This window comes from Sinomonas sp. (assembly GCF_051955515.1).
In the GTDB taxonomy this organism is placed as follows: domain Bacteria; phylum Actinomycetota; class Actinomycetes; order Actinomycetales; family Micrococcaceae; genus Sinomonas.
This window is the reverse complement of the sequence record NZ_JBQCGQ010000139.1, coordinates 1-14,073: the sequence shown is the minus strand read 5'-3', so window position 1 is coordinate 14,073 and position 14,073 is coordinate 1. Positions and strand designations below refer to the sequence as shown.

The following is a 14,073-nucleotide window of genomic DNA, read 5'->3' as shown; positions in this document are numbered from 1 at the left end:
CTGGCAGGGCGCCGTTGCGTTCCCAAAACCGCCTGTTTGTGGGGTTATTCGTCGTCCTCCCCCGTTCAGGTTTGTGGTTTGCGCCCTCCAACTCTGTCCCCCCGCAACGATTAGCTGCCCGCGCCGGAGAGGATCATGAGCGGGATCGCGGCGATGGCCGCGGCGAAGATGATCACGAGGAACAGGATGGCGACGGCGTTGAGCAGCTTCCCGTTGACGTGCTCGCCGAGGTACTCGGGGTCGTTGGCGATGATGAGGATCGGCACATAGGTGAGCGGAAGAGCGACGGCCGAGAAGACGACAGACACCTCGGTGAGCTGGATCGGGTCAACGCCGGTAAGCAGGATCGCTCCCGCGAGGAGGATGGCCAGGATCATCACCACGTGGAACTGGGCTGCCCGAGCCGGCGCCCTGAACTTGCCCCACGACCATCCGAAGAACTGGGCAATCATGTAGCCGCTCGAGAGCATTGTCTCCAGCGAAGCGCCGAAGACGGCGGCCACCACTCCAACGATCCCGATCGCCAGCGCGATCTTACCGCCCGCTTCCGCAAGCGGGAGGACCACTTGAGACAGGGCCTCGACGTGGATTCCCGCGGGCAGGAGTACGACGGCGGTGCACGCCGCGATGGAGATGGAGAGCACCCCGCCGAGCGGGAAGCCGACCAGGACGTTGAGCCGCGACTCGGACAGGTCCTTCGTGCCCCAGTGCTCCTCGACTGCGCCCGACGAGAAGAAGAAGACCTCGTACGGGCTCACCGAGGATCCGAACAGCCCTACTGCGTAGTACCAATAGCTCGCCGTTTCGTCTCCCGAGGGCGGCATTTGCAGGAGCGCCTGCCGCCCGAGATCGGGCCACTGGGGGTGGAGCATGAAGAGGGCCACGGCGAAGACGATGAGGCATAGGCCCAGCAGGCTCGTGACGTTCTCCATGATCTTGAACTTCACGCGCCAGACCACGAGCCAGACCGCAAAGGCCGCGACCGGAACCCAGAGGAGGTAGTTCACGCTGCTGGCGAGCTGGAGGGCCAGCGCAATGCCGCCGACCTCCGCTGTGAGCGTCAGGAGGTTGATGACGAAGGACGCGGCAAGGTTCGCCAGCGCCGCCCGCGGTCCGAGCCGCTCCCGGATGATCTGGAACGCGGCCATGCCGCTTACCGCGGCAACGCGGCCCGACATCTGGGCGAACAAGCAGATCCCCACGACCCCGAGCACCACGACCCACGCGAGGCTCAGCCCGAACCGGGATCCGACGACGCCGTTGACCACGAAGTCACCGATGTCGACGAAGCCGCCGATCGCGCTCAGGATGCCCAAAGCCACGCCGAGGAGCTTCTTCATGACCTTCGAAGCATGTTCCCACCTCTGGCGGCGGGCAAGGGTTCACGCAGGGACCGGCTCGGGGAATCAGTCCCGCGCTGGAGCCTTCAGCGCGTCGCGGATTTCGGTCAGGAGCGCGATCTGCGGGTCGACGGCTTCCTTCTCCGTCTTCTCCTTGATCTCGAGCTTCCGGTTGCGACGCTCGATCAGGACGTTCATCGGCATGACGATGACGAAGTAGATCGCCGAGGCGACCAGCAGGAAGTTCACCACAGCCGTGAGGAACACACCGATCTTGATGTCCCCGAACGCGAGGAACTTGTCGAAGTTCGGTTCTCCCACGAGCAGCGCGATGAATGGCATGAGGACGCTCTTCACGAGTGCGTCGATGACCGCGCTGAACGCGGCCCCCATGATCACGGCGACGGCAAGGTCTACGACGTTGCCCTTCATGATGAATCGCTTGAATCCGCTGAGCATGCCGCCCAGACTAGCCTGCCTGCTTCAATACGTAGGTGCCGCTTCCACTCCGAAGTACTCTTCGAGAGTCGGGACGCCTCTGCGGACCATGTCCGTGGCCGCCTCAACGCCGATGAACCGCAGATGCCACGACTCGTAGTAGTAGCCGGTGGTCTCCTGCCGCATCCACGGATACCGGACGATGAATCCGTACGCGTGGGCATGCGCCGCGGCCCATTGGGCAGCGGGGGTGTCCGTGAAGCACGGCTGGAAGGTGCAGGCGTCGTCAGCGGCGCCGAGGTCGAGCGCCCAGCCGGTCTGATGCTCGGAGTAGCCGGCGCGGGCCGAAGCAAGGTCTGCCGCGTCCTGGCCTTCGGCCGCCACGAGTTGGGCATGCGCGGCGGCTTGCGCTGTGTACGAGCGATAGCCGCTCGCGAGCGCCATGCCGACGCCGGCCGCCGTGGCCGCAGCGAACATCGCCTCCGCCGCGCGGGCGGTGGTCGGATTGAGCAGAGAGCCCTCGCCTGAGGTTGCGAGCGGAACGGACGGCTGCACGAGGTCGGGCGTGAAGTCCGCCGGCTCGAGCGGCCGACGCTTGTTCACCACCACCCAGGGGCTCCTCGGGTCGGAGAGCGACAGGCCCGAGGCGGTAGGCGTTGATGGCGACGACGGCGGCGGGGGAGTGGACGACGGCGGGGCGGCCGCCGTCGTCGTCCGTTCAGGAGCCGCTGGGGTCACTGGAGTGCATGCGGCGAGCCCCAGCGTCAGCGCGGCAAGCGCGACGGTCCGGCGGGTGGGAAGCCCGCGCTCCGGAGGATCACCGCCGTCGCCCACGCCCGCTCACACCTTTCTGAGGAGCATCCGCCTGATGGAATGATCGGCGTCCTTGGTGAGCACCAGCTGCGCCCGGCCCCGAGTCGGCAGGACATTCTGGATGAGGTTCGGCTCGTTGATGCTCTTCCAGATGCCGCGCGCCGTTTTGATGGCCTCCCCGTCGGACAGGGACGCATAGCGGTGGAAGTAGCTCTCGGGCTGGGCGAACGCGCCCGAGCGAAGCTTGAGGAAACGCTGCACGTACCATTCTTCGATGTCCGCTGTCCTTGCGTCCACGTAGACCGAGAAGTCGAAGAAGTCGCTCAAGGCGAGGCCGGTTGTCCCGTCGCTGCGCGACCGTGCAGGCTGCAGGACATTGAGGCCCTCGACGATGAGCACGTCCGGGCGCCGCACCACGACTTCCTTGCCGGGGACGATGTCGTACGTGAGGTGCGAGTACCACGGCGCGCGCACCTCTTCGGCGCCGGACTTGATCTCGGCGACGAACCGTAGGAGCGCCCTTCGGTCATACGACTCCGGGAAGCCCTTGCGCTCGAGGAGGTCGCGCCGCTTGAGCTCCGCCAGGGGGTAGAGGAAGCCGTCCGTGGTGACGAGCTGCACGTCCGGCGTGGACGGCCAGCGGCGGAGCATCTCCCGGAGCACACGGGCAATAGTCGATTTTCCCGCCGCGACCGACCCCGCGACCCCGATGACAAAGGGCGTGCGCTGGGTCTTCTCGCCCAGAAACGTCTGAGTGGCGCTGTGCAGCTCGCCCGAGGCCTCGACATACAGCGACAGCAGGCGGCTGAGAGGAAGGTACACCTCGCGGACTTCGCGCATGTCGAGCGGATCGCCGAGGCCGCGCAGACGGAGGATGTCCTCCTCGTTGAGCGGCTGTTCCATGCGGTTCGCCAGCTGCGACCAGCGGGGACGGTCGAGTTCGACAAAAGGGGTGGCACCATCGCCGTCGAACTCGCTCCTGGGCAGACTCACTCACGTGATTCTGCCAACACGGTCGCCCAGAGTGAAATGGGCGGGCGAAACGCCCCCGGTAGGATGTTGGGCATGTGTGGAATCGTCGGTTATGTCGGCAGGGCCCAAGAGCGTAGCGCAGCGGGCGGGAATGGCGCTCATGATGCCCTCGACGTCGTCATCGAGGGTCTGCGGCGCCTCGAGTACCGCGGCTACGATTCGGCGGGAGTCGCCGTCGTGGCTGATGGGGCCGTCGAAACCCGGAAGAAGGCCGGCAAGCTCGGCAACCTGGTGGCCGAGCTCGAGGAGCGCCCGCTGCCTGAGAGCCTGACCGGGATCGGGCACACCCGCTGGGCGACCCACGGCGGGCCCACCGATGCGAACGCGCACCCGCACCTGGCCGACGGCGGTCGTCTCGCCGTGATCCACAACGGCATCATCGAAAACTACGCCGAGCTCAAGCAGGAGCTGCGCGCGAAGGGTGTCACGTTCGCGTCCGAGACGGACACCGAGGTCGCGGCCGCGCTGATCGGGGACATGTACCGCGGCCCGGCCGACGGCGATATCACCAAGGCCATGCAGCTCGCCGCCCAGCGGCTCGATGGGGCGTTCACCCTCCTCGCCGTCCACGCGGATCGGCCCGGCGTGGTCGTCGCCGCGCGGCGCAACTCGCCGCTCGTCGTCGGCCTCGGCGACGGGGAGAACTTCCTGGGCTCGGATGTGTCCGGGTTCATCGACCACACTCGCCGCGCAGTCGAGCTGGGGCAGGACCAGATCGTGACGATCACCCCTGACTCCTTCGTGATCACCGACTTCTACGGCCGCCCGGCCCAGGGCAAGGAGTTCGAGGTGTCCTGGGACGCCGCCTCCGCGGAGAAGGGCGGCTTCCCGTCCTTCATGGAGAAGGAGATCCACGACCAGCCGGCCGCCGTGCACGACACCCTCCTGGGTCGCTCGGACGCGCAGGGCCGCCTCATTCTCGACGAGCTGCGCATCGACCCGGCCGAGCTCAAGCAGGTCAACAAGATCATCGTGCTCGCGTGCGGCACGGCTGCGTACGCCGGCCTCGTCGCGAAGTACGCGATCGAGAACTGGTGCCGGATCCCCACCGAAGTCGAGCTCGCGCACGAGTTCCGGTACCGCGATCCGATCGTGGACAAGAACACCCTGGTGGTCTCCATCAGCCAGTCCGGCGAGACCATGGACACGCTCATGGCCGTCCGCTACGCCCGCGAGCAGGGCGCGAAGACGGTCTCGATCTGCAACACGAACGGCTCCACGATCCCGCGCGAGTCGGACGCCGTGCTCTACACGCACGCCGGCCCGGAGATCGCGGTGGCCTCCACGAAGGCGTTCCTGGCCCAGATCACGGCCGCGTACCTGCTGGGCCTCTACCTGGCGCAGCTGCGCGGGAACATCTTCTCCGGCCAGATCAAGGACGTCCTCGCGGACCTCGGCAAGATCCCTGAGAAGATCCAGCAGGTCCTCGACAATGCAGGCCCCCTGCGCGAGCTCGCCCGCAGCATGAAGGACGAGAAGTCCGTGCTGTTCCTGGGCCGCAACGTGGGCTACCCGGTCGCGCTCGAGGGAGCCCTCAAGCTCAAGGAGATCGCGTACCTGCACGCCGAGGGCTTCGCGGCCGGCGAGCTCAAGCACGGTCCCATCGCGCTCATCGACGAGGGCCAGCCCGTGTTCGTGGTGGTGCCGTCGCCGCGCGGGCGCGATTCGCTGCACTCGAAGGTCGTCTCCAACATCCAGGAGGTGCGCGCCCGCGGGGCCCGCACGCTCGTGATCGCCGAGGAGGGCGACGAGGCCGTGCGCGAGTACGCCGAGTACGTCTTCTACGTGCCGGAGACCCCGCCGCTGCTCATGCCCCTGCTCACCACGGTTCCACTGCAGATCTTCGCCGCCGAGCTGGCACAGGCGAAGGGCTTCGACGTGGACCAGCCGCGAAACCTGGCCAAGTCCGTCACGGTCGAGTAACTAACCCTTTCGTTTCGGGTACAGATAAGGACGCCCAGACGCCTCTCAGGTACAGATACTGCCGGGGCCGCTAGGCTGTGGCGTCCGTATCTGTACCTGAGACGTTCGGGGAGGGAAGTTGGCGTACCCGAAACGTCAGGAGTGGTTGGGCGCGAGCAGCCCCTTGACGTAGGCGGCCTGGCCCACGTGCTGCGTCGCGTCGTTCAGGATGCTCATGAGCCGCACCGCGGCAGTCACCGGTGGATCCCAGCGGAAGTCGACGACCGTCCCGAAGTCCTCCGGCGTGAGACCCCGAAGGATCTCAAGCGCCCGTTCATGGACGGCGGCGTGGTACTCGCCGAGAAGCGACGGCTCGAGGTGCGGAAACGCGGCCACCTGCTCAGGGGTATGGCCGTAGCCGGTGCTGGCCTCGGGGTACGGCGTGCCTAGGCGGTCCCGCCAGTCAACCCACACCTGCCCCGGCGGCATGGTCCGCTCGCGCCCCCGTGGCGCGTCTCCGCCGTCGAGCACGTGGGCGAGGGCCGCGAAATGGTCGTCGGTGATCCGGGAGAGATGCCATACGAGCCATCCGACGGAGTTGGCGGTCGGCGAGGGCTGCGCCGCAGCGCGTTCCGCCGAGAGGCCGAGCAGCACATGCTCGACGCTCTCCCGCACCCGACCGAAGCCGTCCTCGAGGATGGTGATGGCCCAGTTCTGCTGTTCCATGAGGCCCACCCTAGCTCTCGACGACCGATACAGTGGGCCCATGGCTATCGTCGGCATCGGAGTGGACGTCGTGGACGTGGATCGGTTCGAGCGTCAGCTCGAGCGCACCCCGGGACTCAGGGATCGTTTGTTCGTTCCGGCTGAGCGCGAGCTCAACACCCGCTCGCTGGCAGCCCGGTTCGCTGCGAAGGAAGCGGTGGCAAAGGTCCTCGGCGCCCCCGCTGGGATGAACTGGCAGGACTGCTGGATCGGCTTGGACGCCTCCGGCCCGACGATCCAGATCAAGGGCACGGTGCTTGCTGTCGCCCAGGACCGCGGCGTGCGGACATGGCACCTGAGCATGTCGCACGACGGCGGCATCGCCACCGCTATGGTCGTCGCCGAGAGCTGAGCTTCAGGCGCCCGACGGTCGCGAGTCCGAACACCACCCCGAAGACCCCGCACGCCCCCCATGCGAGGAGTGCTGGGTCTGAGGATCCATTGGTCACAAGATGCGCCACAATGTACGACGCAACGGCGACGACGACGGCGATTCCAGCCGGATTCTTCACGAGGTACCCCCAACTTCCGTGGTCCAGGACAAAGTCTAGACTCGGCCTATGATCACGGCCTTTACCGGTACGGAGGTCCGCGACGCCGAACGCCCGCTCTTGGCGCGGCTCGGCCCTGAGCTCATGGCAAGGGCTGCGCACGGGCTGTACCGCGTCCTCGTCGCCGAGCTGCTCCGCGCCCGAGGCTCGCTCTACGGCGCGCGGGCTTCCGCCGTCGTCGGCAAGGGCAACAACGGCGGCGACGCCCTCTTCGCCCTCGCCGAGCTCGCGGGGCGCGGAGTGCGCACGACGGCGGTGCTCGCCTCGAGCTCAGCCCATTCGGATGGCCTTGAGGCGTTCTTGGCGGCTGGCGGACGCCTCGAGAAGACCCTCGAGCCAGCCGACGTCGTGGTGGACGCCGTACTCGGGACGGGCGCATCGGGGGAGTACCGCGCCCCGTTTCGGCGCCCCGAGGGCCTTGTCGTGGCCTGCGATCTCCCTTCGGGTGTCGACGCCGACACAGGGACGGCATCCGGCGAGGTCTGGAAGGCGGACGTCACGGTGACCTTCGGAGCTCTGAAGACCGGGCTCCTCGTCGGACGCGGGAGGGTCCTCGCCGGCCGGGTCGAGGTGGTCGACATCGGGCTCGCGCCCGAGCTGTCTCGCCCCGATGTCCTCGTCCTCGAGCCCGAGGACGTTCGCGCGCTCCTTCCGGAGCCCCGGGAAGACTGGCAGAAATACAGCCGAGGGGTCGTGGGCATCATCGCAGGCTCGGACCAGTATCCGGGCGCAGCGGTGCTGGCGACCTCGGCCGCCCTCGCGGTCGGGGTCGGGATGGTGCGCTTCATCGGACCGGAAAGTGTGCGGCACGCCGTCCTTGCCGCTCATCCCGAAGTGGTGGCATCGGGTGCCCCCGAGGGGCGCGTCCAAGCGTGGGCGGTGGGTCCCGGGATCGGGGACGACGTCGGTCAGCACCGTGCGTTCGATGTAGCCGAAAAGTCGGGGCTACCCCTGGTGATCGATGCCTCGGCACTCGACCGAATTCCGGGACCGCGCCTCAACGGCCGCGCCGTGCTGACGCCGCACGCGGGGGAGCTCTCGCACCTCCTCGCGCGCATGGGCATCGAGGCCGAGCGCGCGGAGATCGAGGAGCATCCCCTTCGCTGGGCACGATTGGCCGCCGAGCACGCCGGGACCACGGTGCTCCTCAAAGGCCCCGTGACGGTCTGCGCGGCTCCCGACGGTACCGCCTACGTCCAGGCTTCGGGACACCCCTATCTCGCTACCGCCGGCTCGGGCGACACTCTGACAGGAATTCTCGGCGCACTGCTGGCAACCATTCCGGACACTCGACCGGTTCAGGTTGCCGCAGCCGCCTCCCTGATCCATGGCCACGCCGGCCGCATCGCTGCCCAAGGGGGTCCCTTCGGCTCCGGTGCTCTCGCGCGGGCCGTGCGGGAATCCGTTGCCAGGCTCAGCCGGTGACGCCCAGCCGCCGCGCCCCTGACCGCTTCAGGGTCATTGCGGGCTCCTCGGGCGCGGCCGGTGCCGGGCGAATCTGGACTGCTGACGACCTTGCCGGAAAGGGCTTGATTCTGGACGGCTCGGAAGGTTGGGCGATCCGGGCCGAAGGGGTGCGGTTCGAGCGCTCGTCTGCGTTCAGACTCCATGCACGTCCCGGTGAGATCCGGGTTGGCGCTGGAAGTCTGGGAATTGGCGTCCTGTTCTGCTTCGTGGAGCAAGGCATGGTCAGCCTCCACAGCGGCGCAGGCCCCGAAAGGCTCGGTCCGGGACAGGCATTCTTCCTTCAGCCGCGTGCGGACCTCGTCGTCCAATGGCCGCTCCGCACCCTCCTGACGGTCGTCAAGGTGCCGCTCAGCATCCTGGCAGACCATGGGGCGGTTCTTCCGCTCGAATGCGGCAGGCTCCTGGCGCATCGATCTGTGGTGGCACCCGTCAAGGACTTCGTCGGGGCCGTGGCCGAGACCGAGGCGCCGGAGTCCAGTGCGGGGCGCCGCATCGAGCGTCTGCTCGAAGAGATGACGGCGGCGCTGGCCTTGGAGCACAAGGCCGCTCTGCCGTGTCCCCACGCGGGCCGCGACCTCTACGCCGCGGCGTTGGACCTCATCGAAGCGCGCAAAGGTGACCGACGCCTGACTCCCGCCAGCATCGCCGTCAGCCTCAATGTCTCCCTGCGCCACCTCCAACGCGAGTTCAGCCAGCGCGGCGACGCTGTTGCGACCGCGATTCGCCGCCTCCGCGCCGAGTACGCCCGCGAGCTCCTCCGAGACCCGCGCTTCGCGGCGGTGAGCAGCCCCGGGATCGCCGAGCTTGCCGGCTTCGGATCCGCCAAGTCACTGCACAGGGCGCTGACGGACTCCATGTCGGATGCTTCGGCGCCGAATGTTTCGTGGGGAGAGACAGGATGCGACATGCCTCAGGACGAGTTGCGCCAGTCCTCCCCCGAGAAGGCCAATCAACCTCAGCCGTCCTTGTAGAACTGGGGGACGGGCACGCAGGGGACGTGCCAACGGACTGAGGAAGGTCGGGGGACCGTCATGGAAAGAACCGTCGAGGAACCGCTGCCCGCCGTCGAACGTCGTCGGGTCGTGAAGGGCGCAGCATGGGCCGCACCGGTCATCGCCGCAGCCGTGGCCGCTCCGAGGGCAGCCGCGTCCCAGGGATTCTGGGATGTCGGGGTAACCGGAACCTGCACCACCGGGCTGCTCGGAATACTGGGGCAGCCGCAGCTGAAGTTCACCATCACCGCCGTGCAGGGCACCGTGCCCGCCGGCACCAGCTTCACACTGACGTCCAACTCACTGCTGACGGTCAGCGCACTCGCGGCCAGCCCGGGCTCTCTCCTCGCGATCTCACTGCTGAGCGGCTCCTCGGCCCTGCTCACGCTGACCGCGCCGCTCGTGCAGGGAAGCAGCGTGACGCTCGACGTCATGGGCCAGCTCATCACCGTGGGCCTGATCTACACGTATACGCTCCAGCTCAACGGCAACGATCACCCGGCGAATCCCGCGGTCGAGGCGCCGGACTCTGCCTCGCTTTCTGCGCTCGTTCAGCTCAACATCGGCCTCAGGTCACTTGTGTGCCTCTGACTGAGCCGTACGTGCGGGTGTGCCGTGGGCATTGAGGAGCTCCTCGCCTTCCTCGCGGCCGGATGCCTGTCGGCCGTGTACGGAGTCTCCGGGGCCCTGAAACTGCGATCGCCGGATTCCTCGGCGAGAAGCGCACGCGAGTTGGGCGTCGCGCCACCATTCGCCAGCGCTCGCTTGATCCGCGTGCTCGCTCGCTTCGAGCTGATCCTTTCGGCGGGGTTCCTCCTCGTGCAGGGTCCGGTCCTGACAGCGTTCAGCGCGGTTTCCGCCATCGTCCTCTCGGCCTTCGCGTGGCTCCTCGCGCGCGCCGTCCACCGCGGTGTCCAGGCTCCCTGCCCGTGCTTCGGCTCAGGAGGATCTGTCGTGTCCCTTTGGGACGTGACCCGCGACGTCGCGCTGGTGGTGATGTCCGCGGGCGCTGGCTCCGCGGGTCTCGGCGGGCACGGACTGCTGGCATCCCTGCGCTCGGCCACGCTTTCGGACGGAGTCTGGATGCTCTGCGTTGCGGCTGTGATCCTGGGTTCCGTGGCGTCGACGAGGGACAGAGAGCGGCCGAGGCTATCGCCGAGGCTTACCGGCCGCCCGGTGCCCGACGTCGAGCTCGTTGCTGTGACCGGGCACGTCCGAACGCTGCCGCAACTTGTCGGTGGCCGGCCAGCACTGGTTGTCTTCACGAAAGCCGGGTGCGGCGCGTGCGAGGTAGCCGCAGTGCGCGCCGCAGCGTGGGCGGGCCGGCTGCAGGGCGTGACGGTGATGGTGGCCACCTCGGCGGACACATCCGAGCTGACGGTGCCTGAGGGCGGAGCGCTGCACATGCTGGGAGCGGCGGCAGCGCGTGCCGCGTTCGGCGTGGGACCCATGCCCGCCGCGGTGCTGCTCTCGCACGACGGTGCCGTGGCGAGCGAGCTCGTGGAGGGACTGGCGAGCATCGAGGAATTCGTCGATGCCATCGAGGGGCTCCTGCCAGCCGCTCACTGACTCGTGTTCAGGGGCCGCCCTCACCCTCGTATCCCATCGGATTGCGGCTCTGCCAGCGCCAATGGTCTTCAATCATCTCGCGCAGACCCCGTCGTGCGCTCCAGCCCAGTTCGCGTTCCGCCTTGGCCGGGTCCGCGTAGCTGCTGCTCACGTCGCCCTGCCGCCTGGCGACGATGCGTCGCGGGATTCGCTGCCCTGAGACCTGTTCGTACATGCGAATGACCTCGAGCACCGAATAGCCCCGGCCAGTGCCGAGGTTCCACACACCGGTCCCGGAATTCTGCTGAACCCAGACGAGGGCCGCGAGGTGTCCCGCCGCGAGGTCCTCGACGTGAATGTAGTCGCGCACGCCCGTTCCGTCCGGGGTCGGGTAGTCGCCGCCGAAGATGTTCACCAGAGGCTCGCGTCCGACGGCCACATGGCCCACATAGGGCACGAGGTTGCTGGGGGTGCCCCGCGGGTCTTCGCCGATGCGGCCCGACGGATGGCTGCCGACCGGGTTGAAGTAGCGGAGAATCGCGAATGACCAGCGAACATCCGACGCCGCGATGTCCGTGAGCATCTGCTCGCCGACCAGTTTCGTTCGGCCGTAGGGATTGGTGGTGCTCAGCGAATGATCCTCCGTCACCGGAACTTCATCCGGCACCCCGTAGACGGTGGCGGACGACGAGAAGATCAGGCGCCGGATGTCCGTCTCATGCATCGCACTGAGGAGATTCAGCGTGCCGCTCAGATTGTTGGAGAAGTATCGCAGCGGCTGGGAATGTGATTCGCCGACGGATTTCAGGCCAGCGAAGTGGATGACTGCGTCAGGCCGGGTCGCGGCGAGGGCCCTTTTGACGGTCTGCGGGTCTGCGAGATCGGCCTCAATGACCTGGAGCCTTCTGCCGGCCAACTCGCTCACCCGGCAGATCGCTTCAGGGACCGAATTCGAGAAGTTGTCCACAACTGTGACGTCGTATCCGGAATTGAGCAGCGCCAGAGCCGTGTGGGAGCCGATGTACCCGGCCCCACCCCTCACGAGGATCTGCATCTCAGTACGCCCCGTTTTTGCCGGCCACCGCGCCCGCCGTGCGAAGAAGAATCATCAGATCCTGGATCATCGACCAATTCTCCACGTAATAGAGGTCCAGTTTGATGGAGTCATCCCACGAAAGGTCACTACGGCCGCTGACCTGCCATAATCCGGTAATTCCGGGTTTGATCAAGAGGCGTCGATGGGCGAACTTGTCGTATTTCTCAACTTCTTGGGGCAGGGGCGGGCGAGGGCCCACGAGACTCATGCTGCCGCTGAGGACATTCAATAGCTGGGGCAGTTCATCCAGCGAATATCGGCGCAAGAATCTCCCGAGTCGGGTGACCCGGGGATCCTGTTTCAGCTTGAACAGCGGCCCGCTTCCCTGATTGTGGCTTCTGAGGCTATCGAGCTTCATTTCGGCGTCCACGACCATTGAGCGGAACTTCAGCATGCGGAAGGGTTCGCCCGCGCGACCGATGCGCGTCTGGCGGAAGAACACCGGGCCTGCGCTGTCGATCTTGACGAGGACCGCGATTAGCGCCATCGGCAGAGCCAGAAGGACCAGGAGGGCCGCTGCCGCGATCACATCGAACCCGCGCTTGGCGATTCCCTTGGCGCCTTCGAGGCGCGGAGTGGTCACGTGGATGAGGGGGAGGCCGGCGACCGGCTGAGTGTGGATGCGGGGACCCGCGACGTCGGTGAGGGCAGGTGCCATGACCATCCCGATGTCCCGCGTCGAAAGAGCCCATCCGAGATGCCGAAGTGCGGTGGGATCGAGCGGTGCGCCGCCGGAGATCACGACGGCGTCTGCCCGCGCAAGGTCGGAAGCGGCAAGCACGCCGTCGAGATCGGGGCTTCTGCGGAGCACGGGAACGGGGAGGTTGCCGAGCATGTTCGCCTCGCAGGGGAGATTCGTGACGTAGGCCGCGACGGGCTCGTAGCCCGCCTCGGGATGCCTGCCCAGTTGCTGCTCCAGGTGAAGGACGCTCTCGGCAGAACCGACGATCAGAACGCGTCGCAGGTCCGCGCCGCGATGCCGGGCGTGGACGAGCGCATTGCGCAGGATCCAGCGTCCGAAGAGAAGGCTTGCGAGCCCGAGTGGAAGTGCGACGGCGACGTAGCCGCGGGCGGTCTCGAGTTGGATGACGTAGGAGAGGACGGCGATGGCGCCGAACAGCCACAGGGAGGCTGAGGTGACCCGCTTGTACTCCTCTGGGCCGTAGCCAAGGACACGGTTGTCGCGGCTGCCGACCAGACCCAGGGCGGTCCACCACAGTGCCACTAGGACCGTGCTCACGAGGGCATAGGGGATCTGGCGCGAACCGACTCCGACGCTGGTGTCCTCGACGCCGAATCTGAGGAGCTGCGCTCCTGCGACGGCCCAGGTGACGGCCGCGAGATCGAAGACCATGAGCCATCCGGCGTGGCGTAGGCCGGGCTTGTCGGCTGTATTCGCGGCGAGCGAATTTGTCACATTCGTGCCATTGAATAGCTCGCTTTTGTCCCGTGCCTGTGGCGGGAGATCGGCCACCACTGCATTCTCGCTCATTGTTCCCCTGAATACGCCCACGCTTCTGTTGCGGGGCAATCAGGCAGCCCCGTTTGAGCGTAAAGCGGAGTGCCACCACTGAGATGAGGCGGTCGGGGCGATCTCCGTGGTTCCGAAATGGGCTTGAATGGGATCTGCCGTTCGTCGTGCAGGAAAATTTGCACCGGATCGTCGGCTTTAGGTGTGTGTATGGGGGAATTGTGATCAACCAGCTGAAGACCGTCCGTCGACTCGTGCGTCGGCCCATGGCCGGTGGAACGGTGTTCTCGGTTATCGGTTCCTTCGTCGTCGCCGGACTCGACATGCTCGGTGTCGCCGCAATGCTCCCGCTCATGCAGGTTGTCACCGGCGCCTCTGAGTCACCCCTCGTCCAGGCGGCTGCGGGCACCCTGGGTTCGTCGGAACCGCGGGTCCTCGTTCCGGCCATCGCCGCGGTCGTGGCAGGCGCTTTCGTCCTCAAGAGCCTGGTGACTATCGCCTTCCGCTGGTGGCAGCTGGGCTTCACCGCCCAGCTGGAGACCGAGGCATCGACCGAGCTCATGCGCCGCTATCTCCAGGCTCCGTATTGGGCGCATCGGCAGCGGAAACTCGGCGAAGTTCACCGAAGCATCGAGTCCTTCGTGCCACAGACCTTCTC

General features: G+C 67.0%; 14 protein-coding genes and 1 pseudogene. 7 read left to right on the top strand and 8 right to left on the bottom strand.

Annotated features, from left to right (window positions below; genetic code table 11):
• Positions 1-110 precede the first annotated feature (110 nt).
• From ACTHL9_RS07725 to coaA, 4 genes are all read right to left on the bottom strand, one after another.
• On the bottom strand, positions 111-1,340 hold the full coding sequence (locus tag ACTHL9_RS07725; protein ID WP_440518266.1) for an NRAMP family divalent metal transporter: 1,230 nt from the start codon (positions 1,338-1,340) through the stop codon (positions 111-113).
• Between the two features lie 66 nt (positions 1,341-1,406).
• Complete coding sequence (gene mscL, locus ACTHL9_RS07720; protein ID WP_440518265.1) at positions 1,407-1,799, bottom strand: large conductance mechanosensitive channel protein MscL; 393 nt, start codon at positions 1,797-1,799, stop codon at positions 1,407-1,409.
• 24 nt (positions 1,800-1,823) lie between these two features.
• Positions 1,824-2,612 carry a M15 family metallopeptidase gene (locus ACTHL9_RS07715; RefSeq protein WP_440518264.1) on the bottom strand — a complete coding sequence of 263 codons (789 nt, stop codon included), beginning with the start codon at positions 2,610-2,612 and terminating at the stop codon, positions 1,824-1,826.
• 6 nt (positions 2,613-2,618) lie between these two features.
• Entirely contained in the window at positions 2,619-3,584 is a 966-nt protein-coding gene (gene coaA / locus ACTHL9_RS07710) for a type I pantothenate kinase (protein ID WP_440518263.1), read from the bottom strand.
• A 72-nt stretch (positions 3,585-3,656) separates the two neighbouring features.
• Between coaA and glmS the strand changes: the two genes are divergently transcribed.
• Positions 3,657-5,546 (top strand): glutamine--fructose-6-phosphate transaminase (isomerizing), encoded by a 1,890-nt coding sequence (gene glmS, locus ACTHL9_RS07705; RefSeq protein WP_440518262.1) that lies wholly within the window; start codon positions 3,657-3,659, stop codon positions 5,544-5,546.
• 135 nt (positions 5,547-5,681) lie between these two features.
• Here the strand turns inward: glmS and ACTHL9_RS07700 are convergent, their stop codons facing one another.
• Positions 5,682-6,251, bottom strand: a complete 570-nt coding sequence (locus tag ACTHL9_RS07700; protein ID WP_440518261.1) for a mycothiol transferase — start codon at positions 6,249-6,251, stop codon at positions 5,682-5,684.
• 40 nt (positions 6,252-6,291) lie between these two features.
• Here ACTHL9_RS07700 and ACTHL9_RS07695 point away from each other — a divergent pair, with 40 nt between their 5' ends.
• A complete protein-coding gene (locus ACTHL9_RS07695) occupies positions 6,292-6,642 on the top strand; it encodes a holo-ACP synthase (RefSeq protein WP_138414172.1) in 351 nt (116 codons plus the stop codon).
• Here ACTHL9_RS07695 and ACTHL9_RS07690 read toward each other — a convergent pair.
• Entirely contained in the window at positions 6,620-6,802 is a 183-nt protein-coding gene (locus ACTHL9_RS07690) for a hypothetical protein (protein WP_440518260.1), read from the bottom strand. The genes ACTHL9_RS07695 and ACTHL9_RS07690 overlap by 23 nt on opposite strands.
• Before the next feature lie 48 nt (positions 6,803-6,850).
• Between ACTHL9_RS07690 and ACTHL9_RS07685 the strand changes: the two genes are divergently transcribed.
• Genes ACTHL9_RS07685 through ACTHL9_RS07670 form a run of 4 tightly spaced genes read left to right on the top strand, consistent with a single transcriptional unit; the run spans position 6,851 to position 10,869 of the window.
• Positions 6,851-8,266, top strand: coding sequence for an NAD(P)H-hydrate dehydratase (locus ACTHL9_RS07685; protein ID WP_440518259.1), 1,416 nt, complete (start codon positions 6,851-6,853; stop codon positions 8,264-8,266).
• On the top strand, positions 8,263-9,279 hold the full coding sequence (locus ACTHL9_RS07680) for a hypothetical protein (RefSeq protein WP_440518258.1): 1,017 nt from the start codon (positions 8,263-8,265) through the stop codon (positions 9,277-9,279). Before ACTHL9_RS07685 ends, ACTHL9_RS07680 begins: the two co-directional genes overlap by 4 nt.
• Before the next feature lie 60 nt (positions 9,280-9,339).
• The gene (locus ACTHL9_RS07675) at positions 9,340-9,891 is read left to right on the top strand and encodes a hypothetical protein (protein ID WP_440518257.1); all 552 of its coding nucleotides are present in this window, start codon (positions 9,340-9,342) and stop codon (positions 9,889-9,891) included.
• 24 nt (positions 9,892-9,915) lie between these two features.
• Positions 9,916-10,869, top strand: coding sequence for a MauE/DoxX family redox-associated membrane protein (locus tag ACTHL9_RS07670; protein WP_440518256.1), 954 nt, complete (start codon positions 9,916-9,918; stop codon positions 10,867-10,869).
• 7 nt (positions 10,870-10,876) lie between these two features.
• Here ACTHL9_RS07670 and galE read toward each other — a convergent pair whose 3' ends face one another.
• Positions 10,877-11,902, bottom strand: coding sequence for a UDP-glucose 4-epimerase GalE (galE, locus tag ACTHL9_RS07665; protein ID WP_440518255.1), 1,026 nt, complete (start codon positions 11,900-11,902; stop codon positions 10,877-10,879).
• Position 11,903: 1 nt separating this feature from the next.
• The gene (locus tag ACTHL9_RS07660) at positions 11,904-13,436 is read right to left on the bottom strand and encodes a sugar transferase (protein WP_440518254.1); all 1,533 of its coding nucleotides are present in this window, start codon (positions 13,434-13,436) and stop codon (positions 11,904-11,906) included.
• Between the two features lie 200 nt (positions 13,437-13,636).
• Between ACTHL9_RS07660 and ACTHL9_RS07655 the strand changes: the two are divergent.
• A pseudogene (locus ACTHL9_RS07655) lies at positions 13,637-14,073 on the top strand (hypothetical protein); the annotation flags it as partial.